Source organism: Micromonospora sp. NPDC051006, assembly GCF_044456245.1.
Taxonomy (GTDB): Bacteria; Actinomycetota; Actinomycetes; order Mycobacteriales; family Micromonosporaceae; genus Micromonospora.
Genome location: NZ_JBITFP010000027.1, coordinates 1 through 14,928, shown reverse-complemented (window position 1 = coordinate 14,928; position 14,928 = coordinate 1). Strand labels below are relative to the sequence as shown.

At 74.1% G+C, this 14,928-nt stretch carries 19 protein-coding genes; 12 read left to right on the top strand and 7 right to left on the bottom strand.

Annotation, left to right across the window (positions count from 1 at the left end; genetic code table 11):
• Positions 1-44: 44 nt before the first annotated feature.
• The gene (locus ACIBBA_RS28975) at positions 45-170 is read right to left on the bottom strand and encodes a hypothetical protein (RefSeq protein WP_357057883.1); all 126 of its coding nucleotides are present in this window, start codon (positions 168-170) and stop codon (positions 45-47) included.
• 213 nt (positions 171-383) lie between these two features.
• Here ACIBBA_RS28975 and ACIBBA_RS28970 point away from each other — a divergent pair, with 213 nt between their 5' ends.
• The gene (locus ACIBBA_RS28970; RefSeq protein WP_396701367.1) at positions 384-1,883 is read left to right on the top strand and encodes a glycoside hydrolase family 3 protein; all 1,500 of its coding nucleotides are present in this window, start codon (positions 384-386) and stop codon (positions 1,881-1,883) included.
• A 36-nt stretch (positions 1,884-1,919) separates the two neighbouring features.
• Here the strand turns inward: ACIBBA_RS28970 and ACIBBA_RS28965 are convergent, their stop codons facing one another.
• Positions 1,920-2,207 carry a GNAT family N-acetyltransferase gene (locus tag ACIBBA_RS28965; protein ID WP_396701365.1) on the bottom strand — a complete coding sequence of 96 codons (288 nt, stop codon included), beginning with the start codon at positions 2,205-2,207 and terminating at the stop codon, positions 1,920-1,922.
• A complete protein-coding gene (locus tag ACIBBA_RS28960; protein WP_396701363.1) occupies positions 2,204-3,430 on the bottom strand; it encodes a cysteine desulfurase-like protein in 1,227 nt (408 codons plus the stop codon). Before ACIBBA_RS28960 ends, ACIBBA_RS28965 begins: the two co-directional genes overlap by 4 nt.
• Before the next feature lie 63 nt (positions 3,431-3,493).
• On the opposite strand from ACIBBA_RS28960, the gene ACIBBA_RS28955 reads away from it, so the two are divergent.
• From ACIBBA_RS28955 to ACIBBA_RS28925, 7 genes are all read left to right on the top strand, one after another.
• A complete protein-coding gene (locus tag ACIBBA_RS28955; protein ID WP_396701361.1) occupies positions 3,494-3,862 on the top strand; it encodes a hypothetical protein in 369 nt (122 codons plus the stop codon).
• Between the two features lie 62 nt (positions 3,863-3,924).
• Complete coding sequence (locus tag ACIBBA_RS28950; protein ID WP_396701359.1) at positions 3,925-4,746, top strand: DUF1206 domain-containing protein; 822 nt, start codon at positions 3,925-3,927, stop codon at positions 4,744-4,746.
• Between the two features lie 81 nt (positions 4,747-4,827).
• Entirely contained in the window at positions 4,828-6,024 is a 1,197-nt protein-coding gene (locus ACIBBA_RS28945; RefSeq protein ID WP_396701357.1) for a mechanosensitive ion channel family protein, read from the top strand.
• Positions 6,025-6,273: 249 nt separating this feature from the next.
• Entirely contained in the window at positions 6,274-6,708 is a 435-nt protein-coding gene (locus ACIBBA_RS28940; RefSeq protein WP_396701355.1) for a phage holin family protein, read from the top strand.
• A complete protein-coding gene (locus ACIBBA_RS28935; protein WP_396701353.1) occupies positions 6,705-7,079 on the top strand; it encodes a DUF3618 domain-containing protein in 375 nt (124 codons plus the stop codon). The genes ACIBBA_RS28940 and ACIBBA_RS28935 overlap by 4 nt, the downstream gene beginning before the upstream one ends.
• Positions 7,076-7,348 carry a DUF4235 domain-containing protein gene (locus tag ACIBBA_RS28930; protein WP_396701351.1) on the top strand — a complete coding sequence of 91 codons (273 nt, stop codon included), beginning with the start codon at positions 7,076-7,078 and terminating at the stop codon, positions 7,346-7,348. The genes ACIBBA_RS28935 and ACIBBA_RS28930 overlap by 4 nt, the downstream gene beginning before the upstream one ends.
• A 287-nt stretch (positions 7,349-7,635) precedes the next feature.
• On the top strand, positions 7,636-7,839 hold the full coding sequence (locus ACIBBA_RS28925; protein ID WP_007075740.1) for a cold-shock protein: 204 nt from the start codon (positions 7,636-7,638) through the stop codon (positions 7,837-7,839).
• Positions 7,840-7,974: 135 nt separating this feature from the next.
• On the opposite strand, the gene ACIBBA_RS28920 is transcribed toward ACIBBA_RS28925, so the two are convergent.
• Positions 7,975-8,169, bottom strand: coding sequence for a hypothetical protein (locus tag ACIBBA_RS28920; RefSeq protein WP_350873008.1), 195 nt, complete (start codon positions 8,167-8,169; stop codon positions 7,975-7,977).
• A 79-nt stretch (positions 8,170-8,248) separates the two neighbouring features.
• A complete protein-coding gene (locus ACIBBA_RS28915; RefSeq protein ID WP_396701347.1) occupies positions 8,249-9,232 on the bottom strand; it encodes an aldo/keto reductase in 984 nt (327 codons plus the stop codon).
• 83 nt (positions 9,233-9,315) lie between these two features.
• Here ACIBBA_RS28915 and ACIBBA_RS28910 point away from each other — a divergent pair, with 83 nt between their 5' ends.
• Together ACIBBA_RS28910 and ACIBBA_RS28905 are read left to right on the top strand one after the other, a co-directional pair.
• Positions 9,316-10,110, top strand: coding sequence for a trans-aconitate 2-methyltransferase (locus ACIBBA_RS28910; protein ID WP_396701345.1), 795 nt, complete (start codon positions 9,316-9,318; stop codon positions 10,108-10,110).
• Positions 10,107-11,132 carry an adenosine deaminase gene (locus tag ACIBBA_RS28905; RefSeq protein ID WP_350873005.1) on the top strand — a complete coding sequence of 342 codons (1,026 nt, stop codon included), beginning with the start codon at positions 10,107-10,109 and terminating at the stop codon, positions 11,130-11,132. Before ACIBBA_RS28910 ends, ACIBBA_RS28905 begins: the two co-directional genes overlap by 4 nt.
• 317 nt (positions 11,133-11,449) lie before the next feature.
• Here the strand turns inward: ACIBBA_RS28905 and ACIBBA_RS28900 are convergent, their stop codons facing one another.
• Positions 11,450-12,847: an ATP-binding protein gene (locus ACIBBA_RS28900; protein WP_396701342.1), complete on the bottom strand. Its 1,398-nt coding sequence runs from the start codon at positions 12,845-12,847 to the stop codon at positions 11,450-11,452.
• Positions 12,848-12,876: 29 nt separating this feature from the next.
• Positions 12,877-13,566, bottom strand: a complete 690-nt coding sequence (locus tag ACIBBA_RS28895) for a response regulator transcription factor (protein WP_396701340.1) — start codon at positions 13,564-13,566, stop codon at positions 12,877-12,879.
• Positions 13,567-13,639: 73 nt separating this feature from the next.
• Here ACIBBA_RS28895 and ACIBBA_RS28890 point away from each other — a divergent pair, with 73 nt between their 5' ends.
• Together ACIBBA_RS28890 and ACIBBA_RS28885 are read left to right on the top strand one after the other, a co-directional pair.
• The gene (locus tag ACIBBA_RS28890; RefSeq protein ID WP_396701338.1) at positions 13,640-14,560 is read left to right on the top strand and encodes an ADP-ribosylglycohydrolase family protein; all 921 of its coding nucleotides are present in this window, start codon (positions 13,640-13,642) and stop codon (positions 14,558-14,560) included.
• Positions 14,561-14,821: 261 nt separating this feature from the next.
• Positions 14,822-14,928: helix-turn-helix domain-containing protein (locus tag ACIBBA_RS28885; protein ID WP_396701490.1), on the top strand; the 107-nt coding region annotated here is incomplete at its 3' end.

Sequence of the window (14,928 nt, the reverse complement as noted above, 5' to 3'; positions counted from 1 at the left end):
CCTCGCACCGTCTACCCGGTCAACGAGGAAGGCGGTACCCCGGCTCAGCGCCGCCGGAACATCGCGCGGATCGCGGCCAGCAGCAACAGGCCGCCCACCACCAGCCCGAGCAGGCGTACGCCGGGGATGTCGGCCGGGCTGGTCGCGTCGGCCAGCAGCGTCGGTTCCATCCCCGCACTTTGCCCACCGGAGGCCCCGGCCGGCAACTGTAAGGTTTATTGACTATTCGAACCCGCAGTGTGACCATGGCAGCACCGCCCGCCCGGGCGGACCGCCAGGCGCGGAAGAGTGGGGGTACGGGGCCGCATGAGCGAGCGCATGCAGCGGACGGTCGGGCGGGGCGCAGGAGCGCCCGCGAACGCCGACCGGCGGGAGGCGTCAGCATGAGCCTTCCGGCGGGCAACCTGGCCGCGCTCGCGGCCGCCGTCCTGCAACCCGGATTCGTCGGCGTCACGCCACCGCCCTGGGTCTGCCGGTGGCTCGGCGAAGGGCTCGGGTCGGTGGTGCTCTTCGCCCGCAACGTGGTCGACCCGGAGCAGGTCGCCGCGCTCACCGCGGCGCTGCGCGCGGAGCGCCCCGACGTCATCGTCGCGATCGACGAGGAGGCCGGCGACGTCACCCGGATCGAATCCGGCCGGGGCAGCTCACGGCCGGGCAACTTCGCCCTCGGCGCGGTGGACGACCCGGAGCTGACTGAAGCGGTCGCCCGGGATCTCGGCGCCGACCTGGCCGGCCTCGGCATCACCCTGAACTACGCCCCGGACGCCGACGTGAACTCCAACCCGGCCAACCCGGTGATCGGGGTCCGCTCCTTCGGCGCGGACCCGGAGCTGGTCGCCCGGCACACGGCCGCCTGGGTGCGCGGGCTGCAGACCGGCGGGGTGGCGGCCTGCGCCAAGCACTTCCCCGGCCACGGCGACACCCGGGTGGACTCACACCATGACCTGCCGCTGATCACCGGCGGCCGGGACCGACTGGACGGCACGGAGCTGGCCCCGTTCCGGGCCGCGGTGGGGGCCGGGGTGCAGGCGGTGATGACCGGCCATCTGCTGGTCCCGGCGCTGGATCCGGAGCTGCCGGCCACGTTGAGTTCGCGCATCCTCGGCGGGCTGCTCCGCGACGAACTCGGCTTCTGCGGCGTGGTGGTCACCGACGCGGTGGAGATGCGGGCGGTCGCCGACCGGTACGGCTTCGCCGGCGCCACGGTCCGGGCCCTCGCGGCCGGTGCGGACGCGATCTGCATCGGTGGCGAGCGGGCCGACGAGGCCGCCGCTCAGGAGCTGCGGGACGCCATCGTCGCCGCGGTGATCGCCGGCGAACTGCCGGAGGAGCGGCTCGCCGAGGCGGCCAAGCGGGTCGGGCAGCTCGCCGCCTGGAGCGTCGCCGCCCGCGCCGAGCTGCCCGGTCGGGCCGGCCACCGGGCCGACGGCTCGCACGTGGGACTGGTCGCCGCCCGCCGCGCCCTGCGGATCACCGCGACGCCGGCCGCCGCCCGGCGGATCCCGCTGACCACCCCGGCCTACGTGGTGGAGTTCGAGCCGCCGCGCAACATCGCGATCGGGGCCGAGACGCCGTGGGGGATCGGCGCGCCGCTCACCGAGCTGCTCCCCGACACCGTCACCCACCGCTACGCCGAAGCGGACGTGCCGGCCGACCCGATCGTCGGGGCGGGCGCGCGGCCGGTGGTGCTGGTGGTCCGCGACCTGCACCGGCACGACTGGATGCGCGACGCGGTCGGCCGGGCGCTGGCCGCCCGACCGGACGCGGTGGTGGTCGAGCTGGGCGTGCCCGAGCTGGTGACCGGCGCGGTGCACGTGGCGACCCACGGGGCCACCCGGGCCAGCGCGCGAGCGACCGCCGAGCTGCTCGTCGGCGCCGGCTGAGGCGGCCGTCCCGGCCGCCGGCAACGTGCTCAGCGGTCAGGGTTGGACGGCCACCATGGTCGCGTACTCGGGGTGCCGGTCGATGAAGGCGGCCATGAACCGGCACACCGGGACGACCTTGCCGCCGCGCTCACGCACCTGATCGAGGGTCTGGCGGACCAGCGCCGCCCCGACGCCCATGTTCTGGAACCGGGGATCCACCTCGGTGTGGGTGAAGACCAGCAGCTCGCCCCGCGGCTCGTACGCGGTGAACCCGGCCAGCGCGTCGTCGACCAGGATCTCGAACCGGTGCTTGGCGGGGTTGTCCTCGACCAGGGTGCTCACCCGGCCATTGTCCCCGCCCCGCCGGCCAGCCGGTCCAGTTCGCCGAGCAACCGGTCGACCTCGTCGGCCGTGTTGTAGTGGTAGATGCTGGCCCGCACCGCGCCGCCGCTGTCCCGCAGCCCCATCGCGGTGAAGTACTCGTAGGCGTAGTAGTCGCCGGCCGAGAGGCAGACGCCGACGGCGCCGAGCGCCGCCTGGGTCTGCGCCGGGGACATCCCGGCGAGCCGGAACGAGACGGTGGGCCAGCGCCGGGCCGGCGAGCCGTAGACGGTGACCGCGGGCCGCGCGGCGAGCCCGGCGAGGAGCCGGTCCAGCAGCGCCTCCTCGTAGGCCTGCGCGGCGGTCAGCCCGGCCCGGACCCGGGCCCGCCGGTCTCCGGTCGCCGCCGGATCCAGCCCGGCCAGGTGGTCCACCGCGGCGGCCACCCCGGCGAGCAGCGGAAAGCTCGGCGTGCCGTACTCGAAGCGCTCCGGCACCGCGTCGGAGGAGGGGATCAGCTTCGCCGGGCGCAGCGCCGCCCAGAAGGCCGGGTCGGCCACCATCGCGGCCAGGTGCGGCCCGGACCACTTGTAGGCGCTGGTGACCAGCACGTCCGCGCCGAGCGTCGCGAGGTCGGTCGGCGCGTGCGGCACCGCGTGCACGCCGTCCGCGACGACCAGCGCGCCGACCGCGTGCGCGGTCTTGGCGATCGCCGGCACGTCCGGGACGGTGCCGATGGCGTTGCAGCCGGCGGTCACCGCGACCAGCCGGGTCCGCTCGGTGACCAGGTCGGCGTACTGGTCGGCGGGCAGCTCGCCGGTGGCCCGGTCGAACTCCGCCCACCGCACGGTCGCCCCGGCGGCCTCGGCGGCCTGCACCCAGGGCCGTACGTTCGCGTCGTGGTCGAGCCGGGAGAGGACCACCTCGTCGCCGGGGCGCCAGCCCGCGCCGAGGGTGCGGGCCAGGGTGTAGAGCAGCGCGGTCGCGCTCGGCCCGAGTACCACCCCGGCCGGGTCGCCGCCGACCAGGTCGGCCACCGCCGACCGCGCCCCGGCCACCAGCTCCAGCGATCGCTGGCCGGGGCGGAAGGCGGTGCTGCGGTTGCCGGTCGCGGCGCGCATCGCCGCGCTGACGGCGTCGATCACCGAGCCGGCGGTCTGGGTGCCACCGGCACCGTCGAGGTGGACGAAGCCCTCGGCCAGGGCGGGGTAACCGGCCCGGACCCGGGTGATGTCGAACGGCATGTCGCCGACCCTATCCGCCGTCGCCGCCCGGCCCGTTCGCGGGCGTCTCGTACCCTTGGCCGGGTGACGAATCGACTCGGCAACTCCCCGCTGACCCCCACCCGCCGCGCCGCCGGCCTGTTGGCCGGCCTGGCGCTCGGCGTCGCCGTGCTGGCCGGCTGCAGCTCAGAGGGCGCCTCCACCGACTGCAGTCTCGCCGGCTCCTGCACGGTCACCTTCCAGCGTGGCGTCGAGGCGAGCGCCAACATCCTCGGCGTCGAGGCCAAGCTGGTCGGCGCGCAGGACGACCAGGTGACCGTCGAGGTCGCCGGCGAGCAGGTCACCCTGATCACGGGCCAGCAGGCCGCCGAGGTCGCGGGCCTGGCGGTCACCCTGGACAGCGTCAGCGACCAGGAGGTCAAGATCCGCGTTTCGCAGAATTCCGGCAGCTGACAGCGCCGCGGGCGGCGGTGGCCGACGTTTGGGAATCTTCGCAATCGGAGATTGAGGGCGGCATGTCTCTCACCCGGAACGCCGAAGCCACCGCCTCCCGTACGGCGAACAGCAGGTGGCTGGAACTCCTCGCCCGGGCCGGATTCATCGGCTACGGCATCGTGCACCTTCTGTTCGCCTGGCTGGCACTGCAGATCGCGTTCGGAAAGTCCGCCGCCGACGGCGACCAGTCCGGCGCCCTGCGTACGCTCGCCGAGCAGCCGCTGGGCAAGTTCCTGGTCATCGCGACCGCCGTCGGCCTGCTCGCGATGGCGATCTGGCAGGCCCTGGAGGCCGCGGTCGGGCACCGTGCGGAGCGCGGCAAGGAGCGCGTGTGGGAGCGGCTCGCCTCGGCCGGCCGCACCCTGGTCTACCTCTACTTCGCCTGGACGGCCTACAAGGTCTTCTCGGACGCCGGTTCGAACTCCGCGGACAAGCAGGAGGCGCTCACCGGGCAGGCGATGCACTCCTCCGGCGGTCGCTGGCTGGTCGGGCTCGCCGGGCTGGTGCTCGCCGGGATCGGGGTCGGTCTGGTGATCTACGGCCTGGTCAAGCGCTTCGAGAAGCACCTGAAGACCGGCGAGATGAGCCCGCGGACCCGTAAGACCGCGCGCCGGCTGGGCATCGCCGGCTACGTGGCCAAGGGCATCGCGTACGCCATCGCCGGGGTGCTGGTCGTCGTGGCCGCGGTGACCTACGACCCGGAGAAGGCCCGCGGCCTGGACGCTGCGCTGCGCACGCTGCGCGAGCAGTCCTACGGCAGTCTGCTGCTGACCCTGGTCGCCCTCGGCATCGCCGCGTTCGGCGTCTTCTGCTTCCTCCAGTCCCGCTACCGCAAGGTCTGAACTGGTCGATACCGGTGACGCCGGGCACGATAGGGGTTTTGCCCGAGGCCCCCTCGCGCCCGGCCCGGAGGGAGAGAGTCTGTGCAGAGTTACCTCGGGACGATCGTCGTCGCGCTCGCCGCGGCGGCGATCGCCCTTCTCGTGGTGGCGGTGGTACACCGGATGATCCGGCGCTTCGGCCGCCGGTCCCGGCTGATGACCGAGCTGACCGACCACGCCCACCGCCCGTTCCAGGCGGCCGCCACCGTGCTGGCGGTCCAGTTCGCCGTCCGGTTCAGCACCGGTTACGCGGTCGGCACCTCGTGGCGGCGGACGCTGCTGCACCTGCTGGTGCTCGCCGTCATCGCCAGCGCCGCCTGGCTGGTCGCCGCGCTGCTGGTGGTGGTCGAGGACACCGCGTTGGCCCGCTTCCGGGTCGACGTGCCCGACAACCGGCACGCCCGCCGGGTGCGTACCCAGGTGGTGATGCTGCGCCGGCTGACCATCGCGGTGATCGTGATCCTGGCGGTCGGCGTGATGCTGATGACCTTCCCCAGCGTGCGAGGCATCGGCGCCGGCGTGCTGACCAGCGCCGGTGTGGTCGGTGTGGTCGCCGCGCTGGCCGCGCAGAGCCTGCTCGGCAACGTCTTCGCCGGGCTCCAGCTGGCCTTCAGCGACGCGGTACGGCTCGACGACGTGGTAGTCGTCGAGGGGGAGTGGGGACGGATCGAGGAGCTGACCCTCAGCTACGTGGTGGTGCAGATCTGGGACGACCGCCGGCTGATCCTGCCCACCTCGTACTTCACCAGCAAGCCGTTCCAGAACTGGACCCGGACCGAGGCGGCGGTGCTCGGCACCGCCGAGTTCGACGTCGACTGGGCGATCCCGGTGCAGGCGATGCGCGAGGAGCTGCGCCGCCTGGTCGAGAGCACCGAGCTCTGGGACGGCCGGGTCTGCGTCCTGCAGGTGACCGACGCGACCGGTGGCACGATCCGGGTCCGGGCGCTGGTGAGCGCCGCCGACGCCGGCAGCCTCTGGGACCTGCGCTGCCTGGTCCGCGAGCACCTGGTCGCCTGGGTGCGCGACCAGCGTCCGATGGCGATGCCCCGGATCCGCACCGAGGTCGGCGACGCCGGCAGCCAGCTGCCGTGGCAGTGGGTGCAGCCGCGCCGCCCGGCTCGGCGGCTGGCCGACGGTGACGTGCCCGACGACGCCCGGCTCTTCGGCGGCAGCGACGACGGGGACGCCCGCAGCGAGGCCTTCGTCGGCCCGGACGAGCCCGCCGAGTCCCGCCGCTGACCCGACCGTCTCCGACGCCCCCGGCCCGACGGCCGGGGGCGTCCACGTTTCCTGCCGACGGGTGACGGCGTTTTCCGTGACGGGGGGACTGAGCCGCCCCGCGGGGAGTCGCCCGATCCGGGAGGTTTGACCGCGCGGTGACGGGGGACGTGCTGCCGGACGTCTAGCTCCGAATCCGGCGGTCCACGCACAGGATTGGCGAGCGGCGACTCCGGGCATACAGCGCGGTGACGACGAAAGGAGGACAGCATGGCTGACGTGGCGAACGCCCGCACATCCCGCAACGGGAGCGAGCCCTCCACCGCCGAGCTGGTGCAGCGGGCGACCGAGCAGGTCTCCCGGCTGGTGCGGGACGAGCTGGCGCTGGCCAAGGCGGAGTTGACCCAGAAGGGCAAGCACGCCGGCATCGGCCTCGGCCTCCTTGGCAGCGGCGGTGCCCTGGCGTTCTACGGCCTGGGCGCGCTCTGCATCACCGTGGGGCTGCTGCTGGATCTGGTGCTGCCGGGCTGGGCCGCCGCGCTGATCGTCGCGGCCGGCCTCTTCCTCGTCGCCGGCATCATGGCCCTGGTCGGTGCGCTGCAGGTCCGCCGGGCGGTCCCGCCGGTACCGGCGGCGACGGTCCGCAGCCTGCGGGCAGACGTGGACACGGTCGCCGCCGCGGTGAAGGACAGGGGACGGTCATGACAGGCAACGGGCGGGGCGACACCGAGGCACTCCGCGAGGAGATCCGGCGGACCCGGGTGGAGCTGGGCGAGACGATGGAGGCGCTGGCCGCGAAGGCCGACGTCAAGGCCCGGCTGCGGGAGTCCGCCGACCACGCGAAGCAGCGAATGCGGGAACAGGCCGCGGGGACCGTGGCCCGGGTACGCGGGCAGGCGGCGCAGAAGGCCCAGGCGGCCCGCACCCAGGCGCACGAGAAGGCCCAGGTGGCCCGCGCCCAGGCGCACGAGAAGGGTGGCAGCCTCCGGGACAGCCCGGTGCCGTGGGCCGCGGTCGCGGCCGGCGCGGTGGCCACCATGATCGTGCTGTTGATCATCCAAGGGAGGCGCAGGTGAGCAAGGCCATCGGCAGGGCCGCGTACCGGCCGGTCGGCGTGCTGCTGGGCATCGCGGCCGGCACGGTAGCCGGCGCGATCTTCCGCCAGGTCTGGAAGATGACCGCGGGCGACGGCGACGCGCCCAGCGCCACCGACGAGGACCGCCGTTGGGGCGAGATCCTCGCCGCCGCGGCGTTGCAGGGCGCCATCTTCGCGGTCGTCCGGGCGGCGGTGGACCGGGGCGGCGCGGTGGGCGTCCGCCGGCTCACCGGGCGCTGGCCGGACTGACCGGACATCGAGTGGGGCCCCCTCTCCGGGCAGCCGGGGAGGGGGCCTTTCGCGTGCCGTGCAGCGCCACCCAGCGGGTCTCAGACATCCGTCAGGTCACATGTCGGAGAAATTCGTCGGTTAGGTCGTGCAGAGTTTTTGCGTACGTGATTTGCTGTCTCGGCTGTTGCGAGATGGCGTGGGTTGAGAGAAGTCTCCTTCGTGGGGGCCGCCTCAGGCGCCGCTGCTCGAAAACGGCCAATCGGCCGCACGGCGTGCAAGGCCGCCAGTTTTAGAAGGAGATACACATGGCGCAGGGAACCGTGAAGTGGTTCAACGCTGACAAGGGCTTCGGCTTCATCACCGTCGACGGCGGGGGTGCTGACGTGTTCGTCCACTTCTCGGCCATCCAGACCAGCGGCTACCGCACGCTGGAGGAGAACCAGCGGGTGGAGTTCGAGATCGCTCAGGGTCAGAAGGGCCCGCAGGCTGAGCAGGTCCGCCCCATCTGAGCACTATCGGCCGGCCCCCGCCGGCCAACGGGCCGATCCACATTCGGATCGACAGTGGAACCCCGCATCCCGCCCCCGGGATGCGGGGTTTTCCCGTTGACCCACACCGTTTCCCCGGCGCCAGGCCGGTGGCGGTCAGGACCGGCGCCGGGCCCGCAGGCCGAGCCAGAGCACCACCAACCCGGCCAGCGCCACCACCGGCCCGATCACCACCCAGATCCGCTCGCCGGTCATCACGCTGCCGCTGACGAAGCCGAGACCCTGGACCGTCCAGACTGCACCGATCACCACCGCCAGCACGCCGAGCGTGAGCGGGAACCAACCCCTCATCGCGTCCCCCTCTCCCCGCACCCCGGGCCTCCAGCATCCCCGGCCGGCGCGCCCGCGGCGAGCACCCGCGGTGGGCGGGTCACCACCGGTCGTGCACCCGGGGACGGATCAGCTCGTCGTAGACCTCGCGGACGCCGGTCAGCTGCTCCTCGGTGAGCGGCGGCAACTCGGCCGCGGCCACGTTGCGCCGGGCCTGCCCGGCGTCGCGGGCGCCCGGGATGACCACCGTGACCCCGGGCTGGTCCAGCACCCACCGCAGCGCGAACTGCGCCATGGTGCGGTCCGCGCCGACCAGCGGCGTCAGCCGCCGCACCGCGGCCAGCCCCAGGTCGAAGTCGACCCCGGAGAACGTCTCGCCCACGTCGAACGCCGCGCCGTGCCGGTTGTAGCTGCGGTGGTCGTCCGCCGGGAAAGTGGTGTGCTCGTCGTACCGGCCGGAGAGCAGGCCGCTGGCCAGCGGCACCCGGGCGATGATGCCGACGCCGGCCGCGGCGGCCGCCGGCAGCACCTGCTCCAGCGGCTTGTGCCGCAGCGCGTTGAGGATGATCTGGACGCTCGCCACCCCGGGCCGGGCGATCGCGGTGAGCGCCTGGTCGCAGGTCTCGACGCTCACTCCGTAGCCGGCGATCGCCTTCTCGGCCACGAGCGTGTCCAGGGCGTCGAAGACCACGTCGTCGGCGAACACGGCGGTGGGTGGGCAGTGCAGCTGGACCAGGTCCAGGGTGTCCACCCCGAGGTTGCGCCGGGACCGGTCGGTCCACTCCCGGAAGTGCGCCAGGGTGTACGCCTCCGGCCGCTGCTCGACCCGGCGGCCCATCTTGGTGGCCACGGTGAGCGCGGCGTCCGGCCGGGTGCGCAGGAAGCGACCGATGAGCCGTTCGCTGCGACCGTCGCCGTAGACGTCGGCGGTGTCCAGGAAGGTGACCCCGGCGTCGACGGCGGAGGCGAGGATCGCCATCGCGTCGTCCTCACTCACCGTGCCCCAGTCGGCGCCGAGCTGCCAGGCGCCGAGGCCGACGACGCCGACGGTCCGGCCGAGCCGGTCGAAGGTGCGCTGCTCCATGCACTGAGCCTAGTGATCGCCTTGCCCGGCCGACCACCGGGCCGTACGGTTAACAAGACGGACGTACGGTTTGGGAGGCGGCCATGTGGGATCCAGCGACGTACCTGCGCTACGGCGACGAGCGGTCCCGGCCGTTCCATGACCTCCTCGCCCGGATCCCGGCCGACCGGCCGCGGACGGTGGTCGACCTCGGCTGCGGTCCCGGCCAGCTCACCGCGACCCTGGCGACCCGCTGGCCGGGCAGCCGGGTGCTCGGGCTGGACTCCTCACCCGAGATGATCGAGAAGGCCCGCGAGCTGGGCGCACCGGTCGAGTTCGCCGTCGGGGACGTGCGTGACTGGCGGTCCGGGCCCGACACCGACGTGGTGATGAGCAACGCGGTCCTCCAGTGGATCCCCGGTCACCAGGAGCTGCTGGGCCGCTGGGCGCGGGAGTTGCCCGCCGGGGCCTGGCTGGCGGCGCAGGTGCCGGGCAACTTCGACGCGCCCTCGCACCGGGCGCTGCGCGAGGTCGCCGGTCGGCCGGCCTGGCGGGCCGAGCTGCTTCCGCTGCTGCGTGCGGCCCCGGTCGACGACCCGGCCGACTACGCCGCGCTGCTGACCGGTGCCGGCTGCGCGGTGGACGCCTGGGAGACTACCTACGTGCACCTGCTCCCCGCCGGCGCCGACGCCGCGCACCCCGTGCTCGCCTGGATGGAGGGCACCGCGCTGCGCCCCGTCCGCGCCGCGCTGGACGCCGCGCGGTGGGCCGACTTCCGGGCCGAGCTCGAGGTACGCCTCGCCGAGGCGTACCCGACGCGCCAGGGCCAGGTGTACTTCCCGTTCCGCCGAGTCTTCGTCGTCGCCCGCACCGGCGCCCGTGCCGAGGAGAACCTGTGACCGATCTGTCCACCTTCATCGCCGGACTGCCCAAGGTGGAGCTGCACGTGCACCACGTGGGCTCCGCCTCACCCCGGATCGTCGCCGAACTGGCCGCCCGCCACGAGGGGCGCAGCCCGGTGCCGGCGGATCCGGCGGCGCTGGCCGACTACTTCGCGTTCCGCGACTTCGCCCACTTCATCGAGGTCTACCTCAGCGTCGTCGATCTGATCCGCGATCAGGAGGACGTCTGGATCCTCACCCACGAGGTGGCTCGTGAACTGGCCCGCCAGCAGGTCCGCTATGCAGAGCTGACCATCACCCCGTACTCGCACGTGCACCGGGGCATCCCCGCGCCGGCGTTCTGCGAGGCGATCGAGGACGCCCGCAAGCGGGCCGAGGCCGACTTCGGCATCGAGCTGCGGTGGTGCTTCGACATCCCGGGCGAGGCGGGGCTGCCGGCGGCCGAGGAGACCCTGCGCATCGCGCTGGAGGAGCGCCCGGACGGGCTGATCAGCTTCGGCCTGGGCGGGCCGGAGATCGGGGTGCCCCGGCCGCAGTTCAAGCCGTACTTCGACCAGGCCCGGGCGGCCGGGCTGCGGTCGGTGCCGCACGCCGGCGAGACCACCGGCCCGCAGACTGTCTGGGACGCGCTGCGCGAGCTCGGCGCGGAGCGGATCGGGCACGGCATCTCCGCCGCCGACGACCCGGAGCTGCTGACCTACCTCGCCGAGCGGCGCATCGCCCTGGAGGTCTGCCCCACCTCCAACGTACGCACCCGGGCCGTGACCGGCCTCGACGCGCACCCGCTGCCCCGGCTGGTCGACGCCGGGGTGCTGGTCACCATCAACTCCGACGACCCGCCGATGTTCGGCACCACCCTCAACGACGAGTACGCGGTGGCGGCCCAGCTGCTGCGGGTCGGACCGGAGGGGATCGCCGCGCTGGCCCGCGACGCCGTCACGGCCTCGTTCCTGGACCCGGCCGGCAAGCAGCGGATCACCGCCGAGATCGACGCGTACCTGGCCACGGCCGGGCGCTGACCGCTCGCCGGCGGCGACCCGCGGCCAGCGGGTCGGTGAGTCGGGCGCAGCGGGTGGCGGCGCAGGGGCGGAACGGCGACGAGGAGGGCGCGCGGCGGGAGCTGGTGTGGGGGGACCTGTCTCCCGCCGCGCGCGCGGCTCCACCGACCGGTGGGTGCGCGAGGCGCTGGCCGGTGGAACTGATGGGTTCGTACCGGAATCCTGTCAGCCGGCGGCCCGGTCCGCGCCGTCGTTAACCCGGATCTAAGGAAGACTTGCGCCAGCCCACAACCCGGGCCGCAGCCGGTGCCGGACCGCGGGCCGTGGCCGGTGCCGGATCAGGGCTGGTCGGGCCGCTGCCGGGGCCAGCGGCGACCGGCGGACTTCTGCTCGCGGGCCTCCCGCGCCATCCGGCCGACCAGCCCGAACCGGTTGACCTGCCGGGGGGTCGCCTCCGGATCGGCGAGCAGCATCACCACGCTGGCCCCGCCCAGCCGGGCCCGGTCGATGCTCACCGAGCCGTTGGCCTGCAACGAGACCCGCTTGGCGATGTCCAGGCCGAGGCCGGTGGAGCCCTGGTCGCTGGCGCCCCGGCGCAGCGCCCGATCCGGATTGGCGATGCCGGGGCCGGCGTCGTCGACGCGGATCGCCACGTAGCCGTCCCGCCGGGAGACCGCCACCTCGAACGCGGTGCCCTGCGGGGTGTAGCGGAAGACGTTGCCGATCACCGCGTCCAGCGCGGCGGCCAGCTCGGCCCGCGGCACCGGCGCCGGGGTGCGCAGCTGCGCCCCGATCACCCGGTGCGGCCGGTTCTGGTCGCCGGCGAGGGCCGCCCAGAACACCATCCGGTCCCGGACCACCTCGCTGACGTCGCACATCGCCGGCCCGGTCTCGTGGGCGACCGCCTTGCGAGTGGTCTTGATCAGTACGTCGATCTCGCCCTCGAGCGTCACGATGGCCTGCCGGATCCGCCGGATCCCGCGCCGGCGGTCCAACTCGGCCTCGCTGAACGTGCCCACGCTGGTGTCGTCGGACTCCAGCGCCTCGGCGTCCAGCCGCAGCACCGTCAGCGGGGTACGCAGTCGATGCGACAGGTCGGCGACCAGCTCACGCTCGTCGGTGTGGGCCGCGACCAACCGCTCGGCCATCCGGTTGAACGCCAGCCCGGCCTCGGCCAGCTCGCGCGGGCCGTTCGGCTCGACGCGGGCCCCCAGGTCACCGTCACCGACCGCGAGCGCGGCCTCGACCAGCCCTCGGGTGGCGTCCACCGTGCGGGTGGCGACCCGGTCCACCACCACGACGGCCGCGCCCACCAGGACGGCGGCGACCCCGAGGAGCAGCAGCCAGCGACCCTCGCCGCCCAGCGCGTCGTCGGGCACGAACACCTCGACCACCGCGACCCGGTCACCGAGCACCACCGGGTCGAGCCGGACGAGACCGCCGGCCACCTCCACCACCACCGAGCGCCGCTGCGCGCGAGCCTCGTCGAGCTGCGCCGGGTCGGCCCGGCCGGCGGAGGCGTCCACGTCGAGACCGTGCACCACCGGACGGGTGGCCTGGTCGCCGCCGGTGGCCGCCACCGCGCGCTCGATCACCGCCGCGTCGGTGCTGACCGCCAGCGCCCCGGTGACCAGGGCGCTGCGCCGGGCGGCGTCGGCGATGGCCTCCTCCCGGGCCCGGTCGCCGAGACCGAAGCCGAGCGGAACGAGGAAGGCGAGCGCCGCGAGGGCGCACATGCCGGCCGTGACGAGGGCCAGCGTCGTCCTCAGTCCGGCGCCACCAGGCGAAAGCCGACCCCCCGCACGGTGCGCAGGTAGCGCGGCTTCGCCGCGGACTCGCCCATTTTGCGGCGCAGCCAGTAAAGGTGAACGTCGATGGTCTGATCCTCGCCGACCGATGGCTGCCGCCATACCTCCTCCAAGAGCTCCCGGCGGGACACTACCCGCCCGGGACGTGCGGCGAGATACGCCAGCAGGTCGAATTCCTTGCGGGTCAGCGCCAGCGGCTCACCGTCGAGCTGGGCGCTGCGCTCACCGACGTCGACCCGGAGACCGCCGACGACGTGCACGGCGGGCTGGACGATTCGGCTGGCCCGGCCGGCCCGGCGCAGCACGGTGGTGATCCGAGCGTCCAGGTGGGCGCCGGTGAACGGCTTGACCATGTAGTCGTCGGCACCCGCGCGCAGCAGCTTCACCACCGACTGCTCGTCGTCGCGGGCGGTGGCGATGATGATCGGCACGTCGGTGATGCCGCGCAGCATCCGCAGCGCGTCCGAGCCGTCCAGGTCGGGCAGGCCCAGGTCGAGTACGACCAGGTCGGGCGTCTCGGCGGCGACCCGGCGCAGCGCGTCCAGCGCCGTGCCGACGGCGTGCACCGCATGCCCCCGATCGGCGAGGGAACGCAACATCGCGCCGCGTACGACGTGATCGTCTTCGACCAGGAGGACGGTGGCCACCCCAAGACGGTACTTGGCCTGGCAAGTTGATCGCGTTGCGGCGCACCTCGGAACCCGGCAAGCTGGTACAACGATGTCCTTCACGCTCTTCGACGACGCGCGCCTGGCGCTCGCCCGGGACAGCCTCGCCGGTCTCTCCGTCGGCGACGCGCTCGGCTCACAGTTCTTCGTCCCCGGCCGGCACCCGGCCGACCTGGCCGCCGGCCGGCTCCCGCCGCCGCCCTGGGAGTGGACCGACGACACCGAGATGGCGTGCTCGGTGGTGGCGGAGCTGGCCGAGTCCGGCCGGGTCGACCGGGACCGACTGGCCCTCGCCTTCGCCGAGCGCGCCGAGCCCTACCGGGGGTACGGGCCGGGCGCGGTGACCATCCTGCGGCTGATCCGCACCGGCACGCCCTGGCCGATCGCCGCCGCCTCGGCGTTCGACGGGCAGGGCTCCTGCGGCAACGGCGCGGCGATGCGGGTCGGTCCGCTCGGCGCGTACTTCGCCGACTCGACCGCCCGGGCCGCGGCCCAGGCCAGCGCCGCGGCCGAGGTGACCCACGCGCACCCGGAGGGGATCGCCGGCGCGGTGGCCGTGGCGGTGGCGGCCGCCCTGGCCGCCCGGGGTCGGCTGGACGGCAGCCGCCCCGCCGCCGACCGGCTGCTCGCCGGGGTCGGCGCCACCCTGAACCCGGGCACCGAGGTGCACCGCCGGGTACGCCGCGCCGCCGACCTGCTCGGCCGGCCGCTGTCCCAGGCGGTGGCGACGCTCGGCAACGGCTCGGGGGTGACCGCGCAGGACACCGTGGGCTTCACCCTCTGGGTGGCCGCCACCCACCTGGACGACTATCCGGCCGCGATCCGGGCGTGCGTCGAGGCGGGCGGGGACGTGGACACCACCGCCGCCATCGTGGGCGCGGTGGTGGCCGCGTACGCCGGCGTCGGCACACCGGGTGGTGTCCCGACCGACTGGCTGGCCGCCCGGGAACCCCTGCCCGACTGGCTGCCCTGACCAACCCCGCCCTGACCAACCTGGCCCTGACCAACCCGGTCCTGACTGGCTCCGAGCTGGCCGATCCGAGCGTGGCCGATCCCGGCGGCCGGACCGGCCGGGCCTGGCCGACGCGGGCCTGGCCGACGCGGGCCCGGCCGGCCCGGGCCTGGCCTGCCTCGGGTGGGTGATCAACGCCAGTTCGCCGACATGGGGGTATCCGGTGGGCTTGGGCTCAAGTGGTTGTTGCAACGGGATGGATCTTCGTGAGGATGTTGGTTCATGCCGGGGAGACGGTTGTCGTCCGGGGAGCGGGCGCAGATTGAGGTGTTGTTCGGGCAGGGGTTGTCGTTTCCGCAGATCGCGGTGGTGATCGGGCGGGACCGTAC

Excerpts from the sequence above, each read along its gene's own strand:
- ACIBBA_RS28915 (WP_396701347.1), bottom strand. The coding sequence starts at position 9,232 with ATGGAGCAGCGCACCTTCGACCGGCTCGGCCGGACCGTCGGCGTCGTC.
- ACIBBA_RS28920 (WP_350873008.1), bottom strand. The coding sequence starts at position 8,169 with ATGAGGGGTTGGTTCCCGCTCACGCTCGGCGTGCTGGCGGTGGTGATC.
- ACIBBA_RS28925 (WP_007075740.1), top strand. The coding sequence starts at position 7,636 with ATGGCGCAGGGAACCGTGAAGTGGTTCAACGCTGACAAGGGCTTCGGC.
- ACIBBA_RS28960 (WP_396701363.1), bottom strand. The coding sequence starts at position 3,430 with ATGCCGTTCGACATCACCCGGGTCCGGGCCGGTTACCCCGCCCTGGCC.
- ACIBBA_RS28970 (WP_396701367.1), top strand. The coding sequence starts at position 384 with ATGAGCCTTCCGGCGGGCAACCTGGCCGCGCTCGCGGCCGCCGTCCTG.
- ACIBBA_RS28935 (WP_396701353.1), top strand. The coding sequence starts at position 6,705 with ATGACAGGCAACGGGCGGGGCGACACCGAGGCACTCCGCGAGGAGATC.
- ACIBBA_RS28940 (WP_396701355.1), top strand. The coding sequence starts at position 6,274 with ATGGCTGACGTGGCGAACGCCCGCACATCCCGCAACGGGAGCGAGCCC.
- ACIBBA_RS28975 (WP_357057883.1), bottom strand. The coding sequence starts at position 170 with ATGGAACCGACGCTGCTGGCCGACGCGACCAGCCCGGCCGACATCCCC.
- ACIBBA_RS28910 (WP_396701345.1), top strand. The coding sequence starts at position 9,316 with ATGTGGGATCCAGCGACGTACCTGCGCTACGGCGACGAGCGGTCCCGG.
- ACIBBA_RS28900 (WP_396701342.1), bottom strand. The coding sequence starts at position 12,847 with ATGTGCGCCCTCGCGGCGCTCGCCTTCCTCGTTCCGCTCGGCTTCGGT.
- ACIBBA_RS28890 (WP_396701338.1), top strand. The coding sequence starts at position 13,640 with ATGTCCTTCACGCTCTTCGACGACGCGCGCCTGGCGCTCGCCCGGGAC.
- ACIBBA_RS28950 (WP_396701359.1), top strand. The coding sequence starts at position 3,925 with ATGTCTCTCACCCGGAACGCCGAAGCCACCGCCTCCCGTACGGCGAAC.